Consider the following 15,552-nt stretch of genomic DNA (forward strand, 5'->3'; position numbering starts at 1 on the left):
AAGACTTGGACATTATATTTTTTCCATATTCACCCTGCCGGAAAAAAATACTGCTCCCCCTCCCATGTCTGCAATCCGGTCGGGAACGAGTCCATTAACGAGGTGTTTTTCACCATTTTGATCAGCCCACAGTCCCTGGGTCACTATCACACCGGGGAGGACGTGTTCCCCGACTGCTGCCTTCACCACGCATTCCCCGCGGCTGTTCCAAAGTAGCACGTTTTCCTTGTCGGTAATATTTAATTTTTCCGCATCATGTATATTCACATAGGCCAGCGGCTCTTTTGCCGACAGACGGATATGCTTTTCATTATTGGAGAAAGTTGAATTTAAGTAATTATGGTTTGGTGCCGGCACAAACAGAAAATCTCCTTCTTCATCCGACAGCGGTTCATAAGACGGTAAGGCAGGTAACCCCTGCTGCTCGAGTGCTGTAGAGTACAGCTCAATTTTTCCGCTTGGGGTAGGGAGCTGTTCCAGCCAGTCGTCCGGACGCTCCGCCTTCACAAAATGTTCTTCCCAAAGCCGTCTCGGCGTTACTCCTTTTAATACCTGATATCCATCCGAAGTCCTTAATGCCTGCTCGATCATTTGCTCATCAGAATCAGTAAATGCTTTTTCATTAAATCCCAGAGATTGTGCAAGAAGCCGAAACACTTCCGGGTTCGATTTACTTTCTCCGTACCTGTCGATAACTGGACGCTGCATCTGCATGTAATGATGCCAGTAAGAGGTATAAAAATCCGTGTTTTCAAAGCTTGAAGTGGCTGGCAGCACGATATCGGCATACTTCGCTGTCTCGGTTACAAACATATCATGGACGATGGTGAACAGATCGTCACGGGCAAGACCACGGCGCACTTTATTTGCTTCCGGTGCCACCACCGCAGGATTGCTGTTGTAAACAAACATTGAATGTATGGGCGGGTCATTTTCCTCTAATAAAGCAGTGCCGATGGCGTTCATGTTTATGGAACGAACCGTTTTATTTTTCAATAAATCCGGCCGCTGCAATGCAGAGGAACGAAAGTTTAATACACTGCCATTTCCTTTTATCGCTCCACCGCCTTTTTTGAGCCACTGCCCTGTCAGCGCCGGCAGACAGGCGATCGTACGGACACACATTCCCCCATTGTCATGATGCTGAATGCCGTTGCCGATTCGGATAAAAGCGGGTGTTGTCTCTGCGTATGTTCTTGCAAGATCTGTAATATCTTCTGCATTCACCCCTGTTATTTCCGCAACAGTGTGCGGGTCGTATGATTTCACATGCTCGCGGAGCTCTACATGCCCGCTGGTATAGTTTTTTAAAAATCCTTCATTCGTAAGTCCTTCAGCAAAAAGTACATGCATTATCCCGAGTGCGAGAGCTCCATCCGTACCCGGCCGGATCGGGATAAACCAGTCAGCCAGGCGGCCCGTCTGGTTCTTTTGTACATCAATAACAATTATTTTTGCTCCTTTTTTTCGGGCCTTCTGAGCCAAGGTAATCTGGTGCATATTCGTGCTTACTGCATTTATGCCCCACAAAATGATCAGTTTTGAATGGATCGTATCCTCCGGGTCGGATCCAAAGCTTCCTCCCATCGTATAACCGTAACCTGCGGAACCAGCAGAGGCACAAATCGTCCTTTCCAGCCTGCTTGCTCCCAGCCGATGAAATAAGCGGCGGTCCATGCTTTCCGCACTAAGTCTCCCCATATTACCGTAGAAACTGTAAGGGAGGATACTTTCCGGCCCTTCTGTCTTGATAAGGCCTTTCCATTTTTGGGCAATCATTTCGATGGCTTCAGACCAGCTGATCTGCTCAAAAATGCCTTCTCCCTTTTTACCAGCTCTTTTTAAAGGGTGAGTAAGCCGTTGGTCATCGTATATACGCTCAGTCATATGCCTGACTTTATTACAAATAGCACCTTGAGTAACTGGATGGTCCGGGTCCCCTTCGACTTTTTCAATGACACCATCTTTTTTATGAAGGAGAAGGCCGCACTGATCCGGGCAGTCCAGCGGACATACTGATTTAAAAACGCCGTCTTTTATGTTTGTATAATTCTCCACGGTTCCTGGCCTCCTTACTATCATCTGCAATTTTCTCTATTTTAGCATGGATTTCCTGCCTTTATTTGCATTCATAAAAAAATCACCTGAGCGCAATATAGGTAATGGTCACCTCACAATATTACAGAAGGAGACCTGATGATGAACGTGTCTGATATAAGGAGGAAGTTTATGGGAATTCTTGGAGGAAACCAACGTGAAGAGCCGCTTCATTATGGAGAAATATTTGGAATGTGGACGTATTTAAATGGCCTGAAAGGCATGATTGCAGGTTACCAGACATTCGTTAATCATTCTGGGGACCAGGATTTAGTAACGTATCTTGAACAGGCAATCAATCAAGCATTTCAAGAAGAACAACAGATTGAAGAAGTTTTAAAAATGAATGGTATTGGCTTACCGCCAAGTCCGCCGGAGCGTCCGGTTGCCAGTATTGAAAGTATCCCGGCAGGCGCCAGATTTAATGATCCTGAAATCTCAGCCACACTGAGCCGCGATGTTGCGCAGGGCCTCGTAGCCTGCAGCCAGATTATGGGTCAGTGTACGCGAGAGGATATTGCGACGATGTTCGGGCAATTTCATGCTGCTAAGGCACAAGCAGGTTCCCAGCTGCTCCGTATGAATAAAGAAAAAGGATGGCTTATCCCTCCTCCTCTTCATATGGATACACGTGAAACTGAATTAGTCTAAAACCTAACAATAAAAACGGCTCCGGTACATTAGGAGCCGTTTTTTAATAACAAATATTCAATGCTTTCGGAAAGATTATGTCAACTCAATGTGGGAATTTGGATGGGGCCAGGCCCCATCCAAATTCCCACTATCCAAAATCTCTATAATGAATCGAAATCATTATCTGCATCGACCAGGTTGTAGTCGGTAACTGTTGTTTCGAAAAAATCCGCTTTCCCTGTGGTATTATCATTATAAACAGAAATCCATTTCATTGGATTACGGCGATAGCCCTCGTAAATATTGCCAAAACCCAATTCTCTCGTACGTTTATTCGCCATGAATTTAATATAGCTTTCTAATTCATAGGAATGGATACCTTCAATATTATCCCCAACAACATAATTTCCCCATTTGATTTCAAGATCAGCAGCTTTTTTAAACTGCTCACGCACGAATGCGGCAAACTCTTCTGTATCAAGTTCTGGATTTTCTTTTAGAGTTTCCTTTAAAATATTGGCAAAAAGCGTAACATGCAGCTGCTCATCACGATTAATAAAATTAATCATTTTTGAGGTGCCGAGCATTTTTTCATTTCTGGCCAGATTGTAAAAAAACGCAAAACCCGAGTAAAAGAAAAGTCCTTCTAAGATGACATCGTAGACAATAGCCCGCACAAACGTTTCCTTTGACGGGTTCTCAGTAAACGCTGTATAACCCTCGGCAATAAATTTATTTCGTTCCAACAGAACTTCATCCGTTTTCCAGTATTCGAATATTTTCTCCTGCGTCTGACTGTCCGTCACGCTTGATAATACATACGTATAGGACTCGTTATGCACTACCTCCTGAAAAGCCAGCACGGTCATTAAGGCATTCAGGCTCGAATCCGTCAGATAATCTGCTACCTTGGAGGAAAAATCAGTCTGAACGCTGTCAAGAAAAGCAAGCAGTCCAATAATTTTATTAAATGCGTCCCGTTCTTCTTCCGTCAACTCCTTATATTGGTTGCGATCATTAATGAGACTGACTTCATCAGGTATCCAGAAATTGCGGAGCATATTTTTATACATGGGATACGCCCATTTTTTAGAGGCGTCATCCCAATTCAGGATATTGGAGCTTTCTCCGTTAATAATGCCGGTTGACTTATTTGGCGCTGTTGTGTCATATAATGCTCTTTTTTTCAATTCAGGCATTCTTACTTGCTCCTCCCTTAGCTCGAACAGCTTTCACAGTCCTCAATCACTGTCGAAGTCGAGCGAGTATAATATGTCGTCTTCAAACCCTGCTTCCATGCCTCTATGTGAAGATTCAAAAATTCCACTGCTTTTATTCCACGCGGCACGTACATATTGAAGCTGATTGATTGATCGACATGCTTTTGCCGAGCCGCATTTTGCTTTATACTCCACAACTGATCCAGATTAAAAGCAGATTTATAAAGCCATATCGTCTCCGGACCGATGTCAGGTGCGGTAACAGGCGAACGGAAGCCTTTCTTCTCCTCCACATGCTCCTGCCGGAAAATTGGATCTATACTAGCCGTTGAACCGGCTATCAAAGAAGTAGTTGCGTTTGGTGCAACCGCTAATAAATAACCGTTTCTCATTCCATTTTCTTTTATTTCACCGGAGAGCTCCTGCCACTTCTCATCACCTGGATATTTCCGTTCCAAGTACTCACCGGTGGCCCATTCACTTGTTTCAAACAATGGATATGAGCCTTTTTCCTTTGCTAACGATGAGCTTGCTTTAAATGTCAGATACGCGATCGATTCGTAAAGCTCATCCGCATATTCCACTGCTTTTTCAGACTCCCAGCGAATTCCTTTTAATGCGAGAAGATGATGCCAGCCGAAAGTACCAAGTCCGACCGCTCTGTACCGTTTATTTGTATATTCCGCCTGTGCGACTCCAATCGTATTCAGGTCGATTACGTTATCAAGCATGCGTACCTGAATAGGAATAAGACGCTCCAGCACGTCATTTTCTACAGCACGGGCAAGCGATATGGAGGAAAGGTTGCAGACGACCATATCCCCTGGAATCTTTTCTGTAATGATCGTTCCTTCCTCCGTCATTTTTTCTTCCTTCAAGGTGGTAGCACTCATATTCTGCATAATTTCTGTGCAAAGGTTGGAGCTGTAAATCATACCTTCATTTTTATTCGGGTTGCTGCGATTTACCGTATCCCGGTAAAACATATATGGTGTTCCTGTCTGCAGTTGAGACTTCATAATACTTTTCATGATCTCAATAGCAGGAACCTTGCTTTTTGATAGATCAGGATGATGGACACACTGCTCATAGCGCCGACGGAATGTTCCTTCACCCTCGGCTTCATCGTAACAGTCTTCAAGGGACCAGCCCATTTCCTGCCGGACTTCATGGGGATCAAATAAATACCAATCGCCGCGCTCCTCCACTTTTTCCATGAATAGATCAGGAAGGCAGACACCTGTAAAAATGTCGTGCGTCCGCAGCCTTTCGTCACCAGTGTTCAGCTTGGCATCAAGAAATTCCTGTATATCCTTATGCCAGGCATCAAGATAAACTGCGAAAGCACCTTGACGCTGGCCCAGCTGATCAACGGAAACGGCCGTATTATTTAATTGTTTCATCCAGCCCATAATGCCGCCGGCTACTCCTTTGTACCCTTTGATTGAAGACCCTCTGCTTCGCAGCTTCCCGAAATAAACACCGACTCCTCCACCGTTTTTAGATAGATTTGCAACATCGGTATTAGAGTCAAAAATACTTCGCAGACTGTCATCCACCGTATCGATAAAACAAGAACTCAGCTGCCCGACACTTTTGCCGGCGTTGGCCAGTGTCGGAGTTGCTGCGGTCATATACAGATTAGAAAGAGCCCAGTACGCTTCTTTCACGAGAGCCAGTCTTCTGGACGATGGTTCGTTTGACATCAGCTTCATTGCGATAACCATAAAGCGTTCCTGCGGAAGCTCAAACACGTTTCTATTCTTATCAGTAGCCAGATATTTATGAGAGAGGGTCAATACTCCAACGTACGTAAACAGCTTATCACGCTCAGGTTCGATAATCTGCTCCAGCTGTGCCAGTTCAGCTTCAGAATATGTCTGTCTAAGTGCACGATCATAAACTTCTTTCCTTTCGAGGACTTTAAGCAGATCAGATAACGAACCATACTTCAGGGATTCTTGGTAGCCGCGGTTGTTGGCCGCCTGACGGTACAGCTTTTTTAAATAAATATCGGCTGCGACGTAGGTCCAGTCCGGTTCATTGCGGTTGATCCGTTCCGTAGCGTTTAAAATAAGCATATTTGCCAGCTGTTCGAAGGAGTTCATTTTCTTGTGTTGAATATGAGCAAGAACCGCCTCTTCAAATTCTTCTATATTTAATTGTGGAAACGGCTTAGTCACTTCCTCAAGTAGAGAGCGAAGCTCTGTCTCATCAAACGTCCAGTCTGTCTGTCTCTGTTTTTCTGCAGTGACCGTTGTCATTTAAAATCCCCCTGTCGTTACGTCTGCTGAACCGGTACCTTAGTTTCCCGGATTTCTTTAGCAGCTGTAACCATATTCTTTAATGCTTCAATAGTTTCTGGATCCTTCCTCGTTTTCAATCCACAATCAGGATTAATCCAAAATAAGGAAGAAGGAAGAACCTGCAGGGCACGTTCTATCATTTCTTTCATTTCACCAACCGGTGGTACGCGCGGGCTGTGGATATCATAAACTCCCAGGCCGATTCCTTTGTCATACACAGCTGTTTCAAATGCTTCGATCAATTCTCCGTGGCTTCGCGATGTTTCAATGGAAATGACATCGGCATCAAGAGCACGGATAGATTCAATCATGTCCTGAAATTCGCTGTAGCACATATGCGTATGAATCTGAGTAGTATCCTTCACTTGAGAAGTAGCAAGCCGGAAGGCGTGAACGGCCCAGTCCAGATAGTCCTGCCAATCTTCTTTTTTCAGGGGAAGGCCTTCACGCAGTGCCGGTTCATCTACCTGGATCATTTCAATACCAGCGTCTTCAAGCGCTTTAACCTCCGTACTGATGGCTGCTGCAATTTGATTGCACACATCTTTCGCAGGAAGATCATCGCGGACAAAGGACCAATTCAATATCGTTACCGGCCCGGTCAGCATTCCTTTCACAGGCTTGTCCGTTAAAGATTGGGCAAAGCGTGTTTCCTCGACTGTCATCGGCTTGTCAAAAGCAACATCGCCATAGATGACAGGCGGCTTTACGCAGCGGGAACCATAGGACTGAACCCAGCCGAAAGCAGTAAATGCGAAGCCTTTCAGCTTTTGACCGAAAAACTCTACCATGTCATTACGTTCGAATTCTCCGTGGACCAGCACATCAAGACCGATTTCTTCCTGAATGGCGACCCATTCCTTCATTTTTTCTTCTATGAAAGTACGATATTCTTGTTCCGGGAGTTCTCCTTTCCGGAATTTCTGGCGCTGAACTCTGACTTCCTTCGTCTGCGGAAAGCTTCCAATCGTAGTTGTCGGAAGAGCAGGGAGCTTCCATTTTTGCTCCTGCAGCACTCTTCTTTCCTGAAACGGCAGAGGTCGCCTGGAGCGCAGACCGCTCAATTCAGAATTAGAAGCCCTTCCTCTTTCATCTGACTGTGCAAGAGCCTGCAGATCATTTGTATTTTTTTCAATCGCTTCTGTGTTGTGATCTAAATCCCTTAAAATAGTAATTTCTGTAAGTTTTTCGTCCGCAAAAGCAAGCGCATCTTTCAAAATCGCCGGCAGTTCTGTCTCCAGTTCAGTGGTTACAGGAACATGCAGAAGACTGCACGATGGCTGGACTACTGTTCGTTCCGGCGGTACAATATTACTGATTAACGTCAGCAATGCTCGTTTTTGTTTTAGATCAGAACGCCAGATATTTCTTCCGTCTACGATTCCGGCACCGAGCACCTTATCCTCTGGAAAACCGCACTCCTGAAGTGCTTTAATATTTTGTTCCGCTCCATGCACAAAGTCAAGTCCGATACCTGCGACAGGAAGCCGCGTAATTTCGTCAAAGCGGGCGGCTGCTTCAAAATACGTTTGTAAAAATAGTGAAAGCTGTGGTGCAGCGTCATTCAGTCTTTGGTACGCAGCTTTTACCATTGATATATCTTTTTCCGTGATAGAGACCGACAACACTGGTTCATCGATCTGCACCCATTCTGCTCCTGCTTCTTCAAGTTCTTTCAGTACCTGTTCATATAAAGGAAGCAGCTTTTCTAAATGAACTTCAAATTCTTCCGGTGCAAAGCCTTTAGACAATTTTAAAAATGTCAGCGGACCAATGAGCACAGGCTTTCCTTCAATGCCCAGCTCATTTTTGGCCTCTTTATATGCCTGCAGAGGATAATTCTCAGTCAGTCTTGGCTCGACCCGGCCTATTTCCGGCACAATATAGTGGTAATTTGTGTTAAACCATTTCGTCATTTCGCACGCTGGAGCATCCTTAGTACCACGGGCCATTGCAAAGTATGTATCGAGCGAAATGCTGCCTTCTTTATGAACCCCGAAGCGTTCCGGTACAAGGCCAAACATCACAGCTGTATCGAGAATATGATCGTAGTACGAAAAATCGCCTACAGGGATCATATCTATTCCTTTTTCCTTCTGTTTTTTCAAAAAAGACAACCGGAGCTGTTTCATTTCTTTTTGCAGCTCTTCTTCTTCCAAACGTCCGGCCCAGAAACCTTCCAGCGCCTTTTTCCATTCTCTCTTTTCACCAAGCCTCGGGTAACCGAGGTTACTGCTTTTCAATCTCTCCACTTTTTAGTCCTCCCTCATTTTACGGAAATAAAAAAGGGTATTTTCACTTGCGCAATGGGAGAGCGCATGTAAAAATACCCTTGTCATTTAAATCAGACGCAGGAACACCTCCCTATCTCCCGTAGGTAAAACTCGGTGCTGTAAAAACAGGCAGGTCTCCTGGCTCCAGAATAACGTCATGACCGCCTTCCCGAAAAATTCAGTGGCAAATGATCACGACTCTTCTGTTACAGTGGCGGGACCGCGCCGGTATTTCACCGGACTTCCCTTTTAAATCCCAAAACAGCTTGCTTTGGAATACCTGTTTCCTCCGTTTATGAAGTTGACGTACGAATACTATATCTTGTTTCCTGCACTAGTGTCAAGACGATATATGGTATTTATTTACGGAATAATCAGCATATTCTGTTCGTCAAATTTCCAGTCCTCCCCATAGACGGCTTCCCATTTATACGGTTCATTCTGCCGGGTACATTTACTTATTTTCCGAAAAAGAATGACGCGTTTCCTCTGATCCATCTTTTTTAAAAATAACTGCTTCTGTTCCTTGTTTTTCAGCAATATCTTTCGCCCGCTTTATAGCATCTGCTTTTTTGTCATAAACATTGGCTGGTTTTTTCGCGTCACGGGACCGCACAGCCCAGCCGTCATCATGCGGCTCAACCAGCTCCGCTTTCTCCATTAACTCCGGACGGCTTTCGTACCGCTTATCCTTTTCTGAGCGTTCTGTCGGATCTCCCTCCTCCAGAAAATCGCGGATTTCTTTTTGTGATGCATTCTTCTGCCACTCCTTCGCCTGTTCTGTAGCAATCGGAATGGCACGCCCTTCATCGTAGCCGTCATCCAACATGGCATTGGCAATATCAATTGCCTTTTTACGCACAGGTTTATCCAGATTTTTCAACGAAGATGGGTAATCATTCATCGTCCATGGCATCTACAATCATCCTCCTATTTTAGATTTTTATCATCCTATTTCTTTTCCACTTTTCATTTTCCTTAAAACAAACAGCAGTCTTTCTTCCTTCTCTCTATGCCGCTGATCGATTATAATAGAAAGATAGACTATTGAAACCGGTTACTGCATGGGAGTGGAAGAAATGAAAATAGTAATTGCACCTGATTCTTTTAAAGGCAGCATGACTGCTGTCCAAGCTGCTGAAGCTATCAAACGCGGAGTGAACCGCGTCTCAGACAAAATTGAAACGGTGCTCGTGCCGTGTGCAGACGGCGGCGAAGGCACCGTAGCAACACTTGTGGCAGCCACCAATGGAAAAACAAAAATAATACGTGTGACTGGTCCGCTGGGTGAATCTGTTGAAGCTGCCTATGGACTGCTCCATGATAATCAAACCTGTGTTATTGAAATGGCTGCTGCATCCGGGATTGACCTACTCTTAAGAGAGGAACTGGACCCGTTCAAAACCACTACATACGGGGTGGGCGAATTAATAAAAGCAGCGCTTGATGAAGGTCTTCGTTCATTTATAATCGCAATAGGCGGCTCCGCTACAAATGACGGAGGGGCAGGCATGCTCGAAGCCCTTGGAGCTAAAATCACAGATTCTCAAGGAAAAATAGTCTCACGTGGAGGCGGCGGCCTGGCAGATGTAGCAAATGTAGATTTATCTTCTTTTGATTCCCGTATTGAAGAGAGTCAATTTATTATTGCTTCTGATGTACAAAACCCGTTTGTAGGGCCGAACGGTGCTTCTCATGTTTTCGGCCCTCAAAAAGGGGCAGGCGAAGCTGACGTTAGAGAATTAGACGCCAACTTAACAAAATGGGCGGATGTTACCGAAAAAGAAACTGGCTTTCGGCTTCATGAAGCGGTTGGAGCCGGAGCAGCCGGAGGGCTGGGAGGAGCACTTCTCGCCTATTTACACGCTGAAATGCAGCAGGGGGCAGAGGTTATCACTAATGCTGCTGGACTTCATGAAGCATTACATGGGGCAGATATTGCCATTGCCGGGGAAGGTCAGGTGGATTTTCAGACGGCATATGGAAAAACACCCATGGGCATTGCAAAAGCTGCCCAAAAACAGCAGATTCCTACAATAATAATTGCCGGGTCTGTCGGGAAAGGGATTGATACCTTGTACGAATATGGTGTTCAGTCCGTCCACAGCATGATAAATGGTCCGATGACTCTGGACGAAGCTATCGAAGACGCAGAAGAGTTAATGGAAGACTGTGCAGAGCAGATCATCAGGACGGCACTTACTTTCTCCAGCACGCCGTCTTAACATCCCGAAATAAAGGAAGTGACCGTGATGAACCAAACAATTTTATATGGAAAAGACCACCTTACAGTCTCTCTTCCAGAGGATGCGGTGCTTATAGAGCCAGAGCATGTACCGGCAATGTCATCCCCTGAAAAAGGCGTAGTTGACAGCCTGCAAAATCCAATCGGCACTCCGCCTTTAAAGGAAATGGTGCAGGCAGGTGATACTGTCGCTATCGTAATCAGCGACATCACGCGCCCGACTCCGAACGATGTACTGGTGCCATTATTAATTGAAGAACTCGATCATGTTCCACGTGAAAACTTTGTAATTATAAATGGAACAGGCACCCACCGTGATCAGACAAAAGCAGAATTTATCAGTATGCTCGGACAATGGGTTGTCGATAATATTCGGATTATTAACAATCACTGTCATGAGAAAGAGGAGCTTGTCAACCTGGGGAAAAGTAAATTTGGCTGCGACGTTTATTTAAATAAAGAGTATGTGGAAGCAGACTTTCGAATCGTCACTGGGTTTATCGAGCCACATTTCTTTGCCGGCTTTTCAGGGGGACCAAAGGGAATTATGCCTGGAATTGCAGGAATAGAAACAATCATGACTTTTCACAATGCGAGAATGATCGGTGATCCCCGCTCAACCTGGGGCAATATGGAAGACAACCCTTTACAGGAGATGACGCGTGAAGTAAACAATATGTGCCTTCCCCATTTTATGCTCAATGTAACACTGAATGGCGCAAAGGAAATTACAAACGTTTTTTCCGGAGATTTAACACAAGCTCATGAAAAGGGCTGTGAGTACGCAAAAGAACATGCGATGGTCAAATGTGAGGAACGATTTGATGTCGTGATCACCTCAAACTCAGGCTATCCCCTCGATCAAAATCTTTATCAGGCAGTAAAAGGAATGAGCGCTGCTCATAAAATTGTAAAAGAAAACGGAGCTATTATTGTAGCAGCCGAATGCGCTGACGGCCTTCCAGACCATGGCAACTTCGCCAGGCTCTTCAGCATGGCCGATACTCCTCAGGAGCTGCTCGACATGATAGAGGATCCTGACTTTCATATGTTTGATCAGTGGCAGGTACAAAAGCAGGCGGTCATCCAGAATTGGGCCGATGTCTATGTGTATTCCAAGCTTGATGCCCCTCAGATAGAACAAGCGATGCTGAAGCCATGCCCTGACATTTCCGAGACATTAACAGATCTAAAGCAAGCTGCCGGAGAAAATTTAAGCGTAGCTGTACTTCCGCTTGGGCCGCTTACCATCCCTTATGTAGATGAATAAAGTATAAATATTGAAAGGAGATGCTTGAATGCCAGAAGAAAAGCTGAGACATTTACAGGAGATTTTACGCGAAATGAAAAGTGTTGTCGTCGCCTTTTCCGGCGGCATTGACAGCACGCTTCTCCTGCATGTTGCCAATAAAACTCTCGGACAGGAAAATGTTCTTGCGGTCACCGCGGATTCAGAAACGTTTCCATCCCAGGAAATGGAGGATGCCAAAGAGCTTGCCAGGCATTTGAATGTGCGCCACGAAACGATTTCTACTTCTGAATTAAACATTCCTGGTTATACCGACAACACAAGTGAACGCTGTTATTTATGCCGGGACAATCTTTTTTCAAACCTGAAACCGCTGCTAGAGGATAATCATTATGAAAATATAATTTTCGGCCTGATCACTGATGATATGGGAGAGCACCGGCCAGGAATTATTGCAGCAAAGGAGCATGGCGTGCGCGGCCCGCTGCAGGAAGCAGATTTATACAAAAGCGAAATTCGCGAGCTTGCCAAGGACATGGGACTGCCGAACTGGGATAAGCCATCTTATGCATGTCTAGCGTCCCGCATCGCTTATGAAGAAAAAATCACCCTGGATAAATTAACCCGTGTAAATGATGCAGAAAACTTCCTGCGCTCTCTCGGCATTCGCCAGCTGCGGGTCCGTCATCATGACGAAATCGCCCGAGTAGAAGTTTCGCCGGAAGAAATGACGCTGCTGTTAAGCCATCACCAAAAAGTAACCTCTAAACTAAAAGAACTTGGCTATAAATATGTAACGATGGATTTGGCTGGATATAAAAGCGGCAGTATGAACCTATCACTTTCTAATCAAAAAATCTCGGCCAACTAACACCGAAGACGATTATGGGAGGCACACAGTGACACAAAATAAAGAATTTAATGTTTTAGAACTGAAAGATATTAACTGGACTCAAAAAGGAAAACAAATATTAAAAGATGTCAGCTGGACGGTAGAAAAGGACCAGCACTGGGTGCTTTTAGGATTAAACGGCTCCGGTAAAACCTCTATTCTAAAAGCTATTACAGGCTATATGTGGCCAAACAAAGGAGAGGTTTCCGTTCTTGGGCATAAGTTCGGCCAGACGAACATTCATGAACTCCGTAAATCAATCGGCTGGGTGAGCACTTCCTTAGATGAACGTTTCCATAACCGTCCTAGTGACACGGCACTTCAAATCGTGCTGAGTGGAAAAAACGCCACCGTCGGAGTATACGATGAATTAACCGATAATGATTTCAGCAGGGCAAAGGAACTTCTGAAGCAGCTGAATATTGACCATTTATCCGGGCAGCTCTACTTCACGTTATCTCAGGGAGAGAAAAGAAAGGCAATGATTGCGCGGGCACTGATGGCCTCCCCCTCTTTATTAATTCTGGATGAACCGTGTAATGGATTAGACATCTATTCAAAGGAAGAATTGTTATCCACCATTCAATCAATGAATAAGGATCCTGACGGTCCGACACTGATTTATGTGACTCATCATATAGAAGAGGTCGTGCCATCCATCACGCATGCTATTCTTCTTCATCAAGGGGTAGTTACCGCCAGTGGAAAGAAGCACGAGGTGATAACGGAGCCAAAGCTTGAAGAGACCTTTCAGGTGCCACTTTCGCTGCAGTGGGAAAATGAACGTCCATGGATCCGTGTCAAGTCAAAATCGTTAATAGAGAAATAGTGACAACATCTAAGTACGTAAATGTAAAAAAGCCCTCATTCTGCGACTGAGCGTCTGACGGAACGAGGACTTTTTCATTTCATGTACAATACTTTTAGCTCCCGTGGACCCATTTATGATCCGGGTCTTCGTATGGATAAAGCTTGCGCCCGGTAGGTCCAGCCATAAACCATAAGTAATAAATTTCATAGCCGCCGGCTCCTGCTACAGGATGGTAGCCTTTATCAATCGCAAAGCTGTCTCCCTGCTGGACTCTGTAAGCGTCATCAATTTCCCCATCTTTTGTATAATGAAACTGCACTCCAAAACCCTGCTCCGGATTTAATTGGTAATGATAGATTTCTTCCAACTCAGGCTCTTCCGGATAAAATTCCCCGTCATGCTTATGGGGCGGATAGCCTGACCATTGCCCCGGCTTATTAATTGTTTCTCCTAATACGATATTTTGCACACGGCCCTCCACATTATCTGCTAAGATATCCTTTACGTCCCGCTGCCAGCTTTTTTCCCCTCTTTCATGGAGTATCACATCTTCAGGATGGATGACAAACGGTGCAAATTTCTTATCTGCCTTCGCTTTACAGACAGCAATCTGAACATCTGATTCAGCTGTTACTTCAAAGGAGGAGTCACAAGGTACATAGACTGTGGTCGCTTTATCTTCAAACACACTGCTTCTTCCTCCAAGGCTTTCCCATTTCTCCCCTTCTGCTGAAACGGCTGCCTTTCCAGTCAATATAACAAGCGCCGTTTCATAGTCATTGGTTTGACTGCTGTATTTCTCCCCATTTTCTAATGAAATCTTTCCAAGAGCAAGGTGCTCTAACACATCATTATTTTCTCCAATAATATCTTGATACCCTTTTTTGTCTGCTGCTCTATAAAATCGTTTGATGGCTGATCCCTCCATAGACTTTTATGTACTAGTCAAGTTGTATATATTATATAATTGATTGAATTGTCATTCAATATTGCAATGTAAGCGTTTGTATGTTTATGTATACAATCAGAAGGGAATCTTACTATGTCAACACAAATAAAGGAGGGTTAAAACATGAGTGATCCAATTGAACTGACTAAAATAAGAATTGAACAGCACAAGCGACCTCACCGAAAGGCTTATATTGGAGAATTTGAGGAACCTTTCAATTATGGTGTTCACGGCGGGGTAAAAGAATTTTACGGCGTCGAACCTGAAACAGAACACCCCTCCACGCTGGATCATGTAGTGGCTTCCGCAGGCGGCTGACTAACCGGCACATTATCCGGCGCGCTGGAAGCGCGCGGCATACCAACATTTCCTGATAAACTTAACGCAGATGTACAAGGAACCATTGAGGCTCCCGACGGCGTGTTGAAAATTACAAAAATTGATTCTCACTTTTACGTCAAGGTTCCACAAGGTAAAAAGGAAGCTGCTGAACGGGCACTTCATGTGTTTGACAAGGGCTGTCCAGTGGCTCAGACGCTTGCTGGCTGTGTAGAATTTAACCACACGTGGCAGATAGAAGAGTACGAGACTTAATTGTGAACAGACCGCAGCTCCTCCACACTTTTATCCGGACGTTGGTTCCGCTTACAGCTCCAAATTGTATTGTTTTAAGGTTTTGCCGGACATATGTTCCGTTATTAGGTATTATGAGAATCAATTCCTCCCTTTTTCAGCATAATAGCGTACCCTATGGACCTCTGTCAAGAAAGTGGACACCCTTTAACAGAATAGGAATGATGCGATGGTGACAGCTACAGATCATTCTTCCCTATGTTTCAATCGTAGATGATCTCGCAGAAGCGTCAAGCCCAGCCCG

At 44.8% G+C, this 15,552-nt stretch carries 12 protein-coding genes, 1 pseudogene and 1 riboswitch; of the genes and pseudogenes, 7 read left to right on the forward strand and 6 right to left on the reverse strand.

Features of this window, described 5'->3' with window-relative positions; genetic code table 11:
• Window positions 1-12: 12 nt before the first annotated feature.
• Window positions 13-2,058 (reverse strand): molybdopterin-dependent oxidoreductase, encoded by a 2,046-nt coding sequence (locus ACE4RR_RS08985; RefSeq protein WP_375535080.1) that lies wholly within the window; start codon window positions 2,056-2,058, stop codon window positions 13-15.
• Window positions 2,059-2,229: 171 nt separating this feature from the next.
• Here ACE4RR_RS08985 and ACE4RR_RS08990 point away from each other — a divergent pair, with 171 nt between their 5' ends.
• The gene (locus ACE4RR_RS08990) at window positions 2,230-2,748 is read left to right on the forward strand and encodes a DUF3231 family protein (protein ID WP_375535081.1); all 519 of its coding nucleotides are present in this window, start codon (window positions 2,230-2,232) and stop codon (window positions 2,746-2,748) included.
• 143 nt (window positions 2,749-2,891) lie between these two features.
• Here the strand turns inward: ACE4RR_RS08990 and ACE4RR_RS08995 are convergent, their stop codons facing one another.
• From ACE4RR_RS08995 to ACE4RR_RS09010, 4 genes are all read right to left on the reverse strand, one after another.
• A complete protein-coding gene (locus ACE4RR_RS08995) occupies window positions 2,892-3,929 on the reverse strand; it encodes a ribonucleotide-diphosphate reductase subunit beta (RefSeq protein WP_375535082.1) in 1,038 nt (345 codons plus the stop codon).
• A gap of 17 nt (window positions 3,930-3,946) precedes the next feature.
• Window positions 3,947-6,214, reverse strand: coding sequence for a ribonucleoside-diphosphate reductase subunit alpha (locus ACE4RR_RS09000; protein ID WP_375535083.1), 2,268 nt, complete (start codon window positions 6,212-6,214; stop codon window positions 3,947-3,949).
• Window positions 6,215-6,231: 17 nt separating this feature from the next.
• The gene (gene metE, locus ACE4RR_RS09005) at window positions 6,232-8,508 is read right to left on the reverse strand and encodes a 5-methyltetrahydropteroyltriglutamate--homocysteine S-methyltransferase (protein ID WP_375535084.1); all 2,277 of its coding nucleotides are present in this window, start codon (window positions 8,506-8,508) and stop codon (window positions 6,232-6,234) included.
• 132 nt (window positions 8,509-8,640) lie between these two features.
• Window positions 8,641-8,828: riboswitch (cobalamin riboswitch) on the reverse strand.
• 155 nt (window positions 8,829-8,983) lie between these two features.
• On the reverse strand, window positions 8,984-9,445 hold the full coding sequence (locus ACE4RR_RS09010; RefSeq protein ID WP_375535085.1) for a DUF2188 domain-containing protein: 462 nt from the start codon (window positions 9,443-9,445) through the stop codon (window positions 8,984-8,986).
• 163 nt (window positions 9,446-9,608) lie between these two features.
• Here ACE4RR_RS09010 and ACE4RR_RS09015 point away from each other — a divergent pair, with 163 nt between their 5' ends.
• Genes ACE4RR_RS09015 through ACE4RR_RS09030 form a run of 4 tightly spaced genes read left to right on the forward strand, consistent with a single transcriptional unit; the run spans window position 9,609 to window position 13,744 of the window.
• On the forward strand, window positions 9,609-10,754 hold the full coding sequence (locus ACE4RR_RS09015; RefSeq protein ID WP_375535086.1) for a glycerate kinase: 1,146 nt from the start codon (window positions 9,609-9,611) through the stop codon (window positions 10,752-10,754).
• Between the two features lie 27 nt (window positions 10,755-10,781).
• Entirely contained in the window at window positions 10,782-12,044 is a 1,263-nt protein-coding gene (gene larA / locus ACE4RR_RS09020; protein WP_375535087.1) for a nickel-dependent lactate racemase, read from the forward strand.
• 28 nt (window positions 12,045-12,072) lie between these two features.
• Window positions 12,073-12,894, forward strand: a complete 822-nt coding sequence (gene larE / locus ACE4RR_RS09025) for an ATP-dependent sacrificial sulfur transferase LarE (protein WP_375535088.1) — start codon at window positions 12,073-12,075, stop codon at window positions 12,892-12,894.
• A gap of 28 nt (window positions 12,895-12,922) precedes the next feature.
• Window positions 12,923-13,744: an ABC transporter ATP-binding protein gene (locus tag ACE4RR_RS09030; protein WP_375535089.1), complete on the forward strand. Its 822-nt coding sequence runs from the start codon at window positions 12,923-12,925 to the stop codon at window positions 13,742-13,744.
• 94 nt (window positions 13,745-13,838) lie between these two features.
• On the opposite strand, the gene iolB is transcribed toward ACE4RR_RS09030, so the two are convergent.
• A complete protein-coding gene (iolB, locus tag ACE4RR_RS09035) occupies window positions 13,839-14,654 on the reverse strand; it encodes a 5-deoxy-glucuronate isomerase (RefSeq protein WP_375535090.1) in 816 nt (271 codons plus the stop codon).
• Between the two features lie 144 nt (window positions 14,655-14,798).
• Here iolB and ACE4RR_RS09040 point away from each other — a divergent pair, with 144 nt between their 5' ends.
• Both ACE4RR_RS09040 and ACE4RR_RS09045 read left to right on the forward strand, forming a co-directional pair.
• Window positions 14,799-14,993, forward strand: a complete 195-nt coding sequence (locus ACE4RR_RS09040; protein WP_375535091.1) for a hypothetical protein — start codon at window positions 14,799-14,801, stop codon at window positions 14,991-14,993.
• Window positions 14,994-15,014: 21 nt separating this feature from the next.
• Window positions 15,015-15,269: pseudogene (locus ACE4RR_RS09045) on the forward strand (OsmC family protein); the annotation flags it as partial.
• Window positions 15,270-15,552: the final 283 nt, after the last annotated feature.

This window comes from Alteribacillus sp. HJP-4, from assembly GCF_042139015.1.
Lineage (GTDB): Bacteria > Bacillota > Bacilli > Bacillales > Marinococcaceae > JBHIKY01.

What these genes read in the sequence shown, in the direction of transcription:
- ACE4RR_RS08990 (WP_375535081.1), top strand. Translation starts at nt 2,230, where the DNA reads ATGGGAATTCTTGGAGGAAACCAACGTGAAGAGCCGCTTCATTATGGA.
- ACE4RR_RS08995 (WP_375535082.1), bottom strand. Translation starts at nt 3,929, where the DNA reads ATGCCTGAATTGAAAAAAAGAGCATTATATGACACAACAGCGCCAAAT.
- ACE4RR_RS09000 (WP_375535083.1), bottom strand. Translation starts at nt 6,214, where the DNA reads ATGACAACGGTCACTGCAGAAAAACAGAGACAGACAGACTGGACGTTT.
- ACE4RR_RS09010 (WP_375535085.1), bottom strand. Translation starts at nt 9,445, where the DNA reads ATGCCATGGACGATGAATGATTACCCATCTTCGTTGAAAAATCTGGAT.
- ACE4RR_RS09015 (WP_375535086.1), top strand. Translation starts at nt 9,609, where the DNA reads ATGAAAATAGTAATTGCACCTGATTCTTTTAAAGGCAGCATGACTGCT.
- larA (WP_375535087.1), top strand. Translation starts at nt 10,782, where the DNA reads ATGAACCAAACAATTTTATATGGAAAAGACCACCTTACAGTCTCTCTT.
- larE (WP_375535088.1), top strand. Translation starts at nt 12,073, where the DNA reads ATGCCAGAAGAAAAGCTGAGACATTTACAGGAGATTTTACGCGAAATG.
- iolB (WP_375535090.1), bottom strand. Translation starts at nt 14,654, where the DNA reads ATGGAGGGATCAGCCATCAAACGATTTTATAGAGCAGCAGACAAAAAA.
- ACE4RR_RS09040 (WP_375535091.1), top strand. Translation starts at nt 14,799, where the DNA reads ATGAGTGATCCAATTGAACTGACTAAAATAAGAATTGAACAGCACAAG.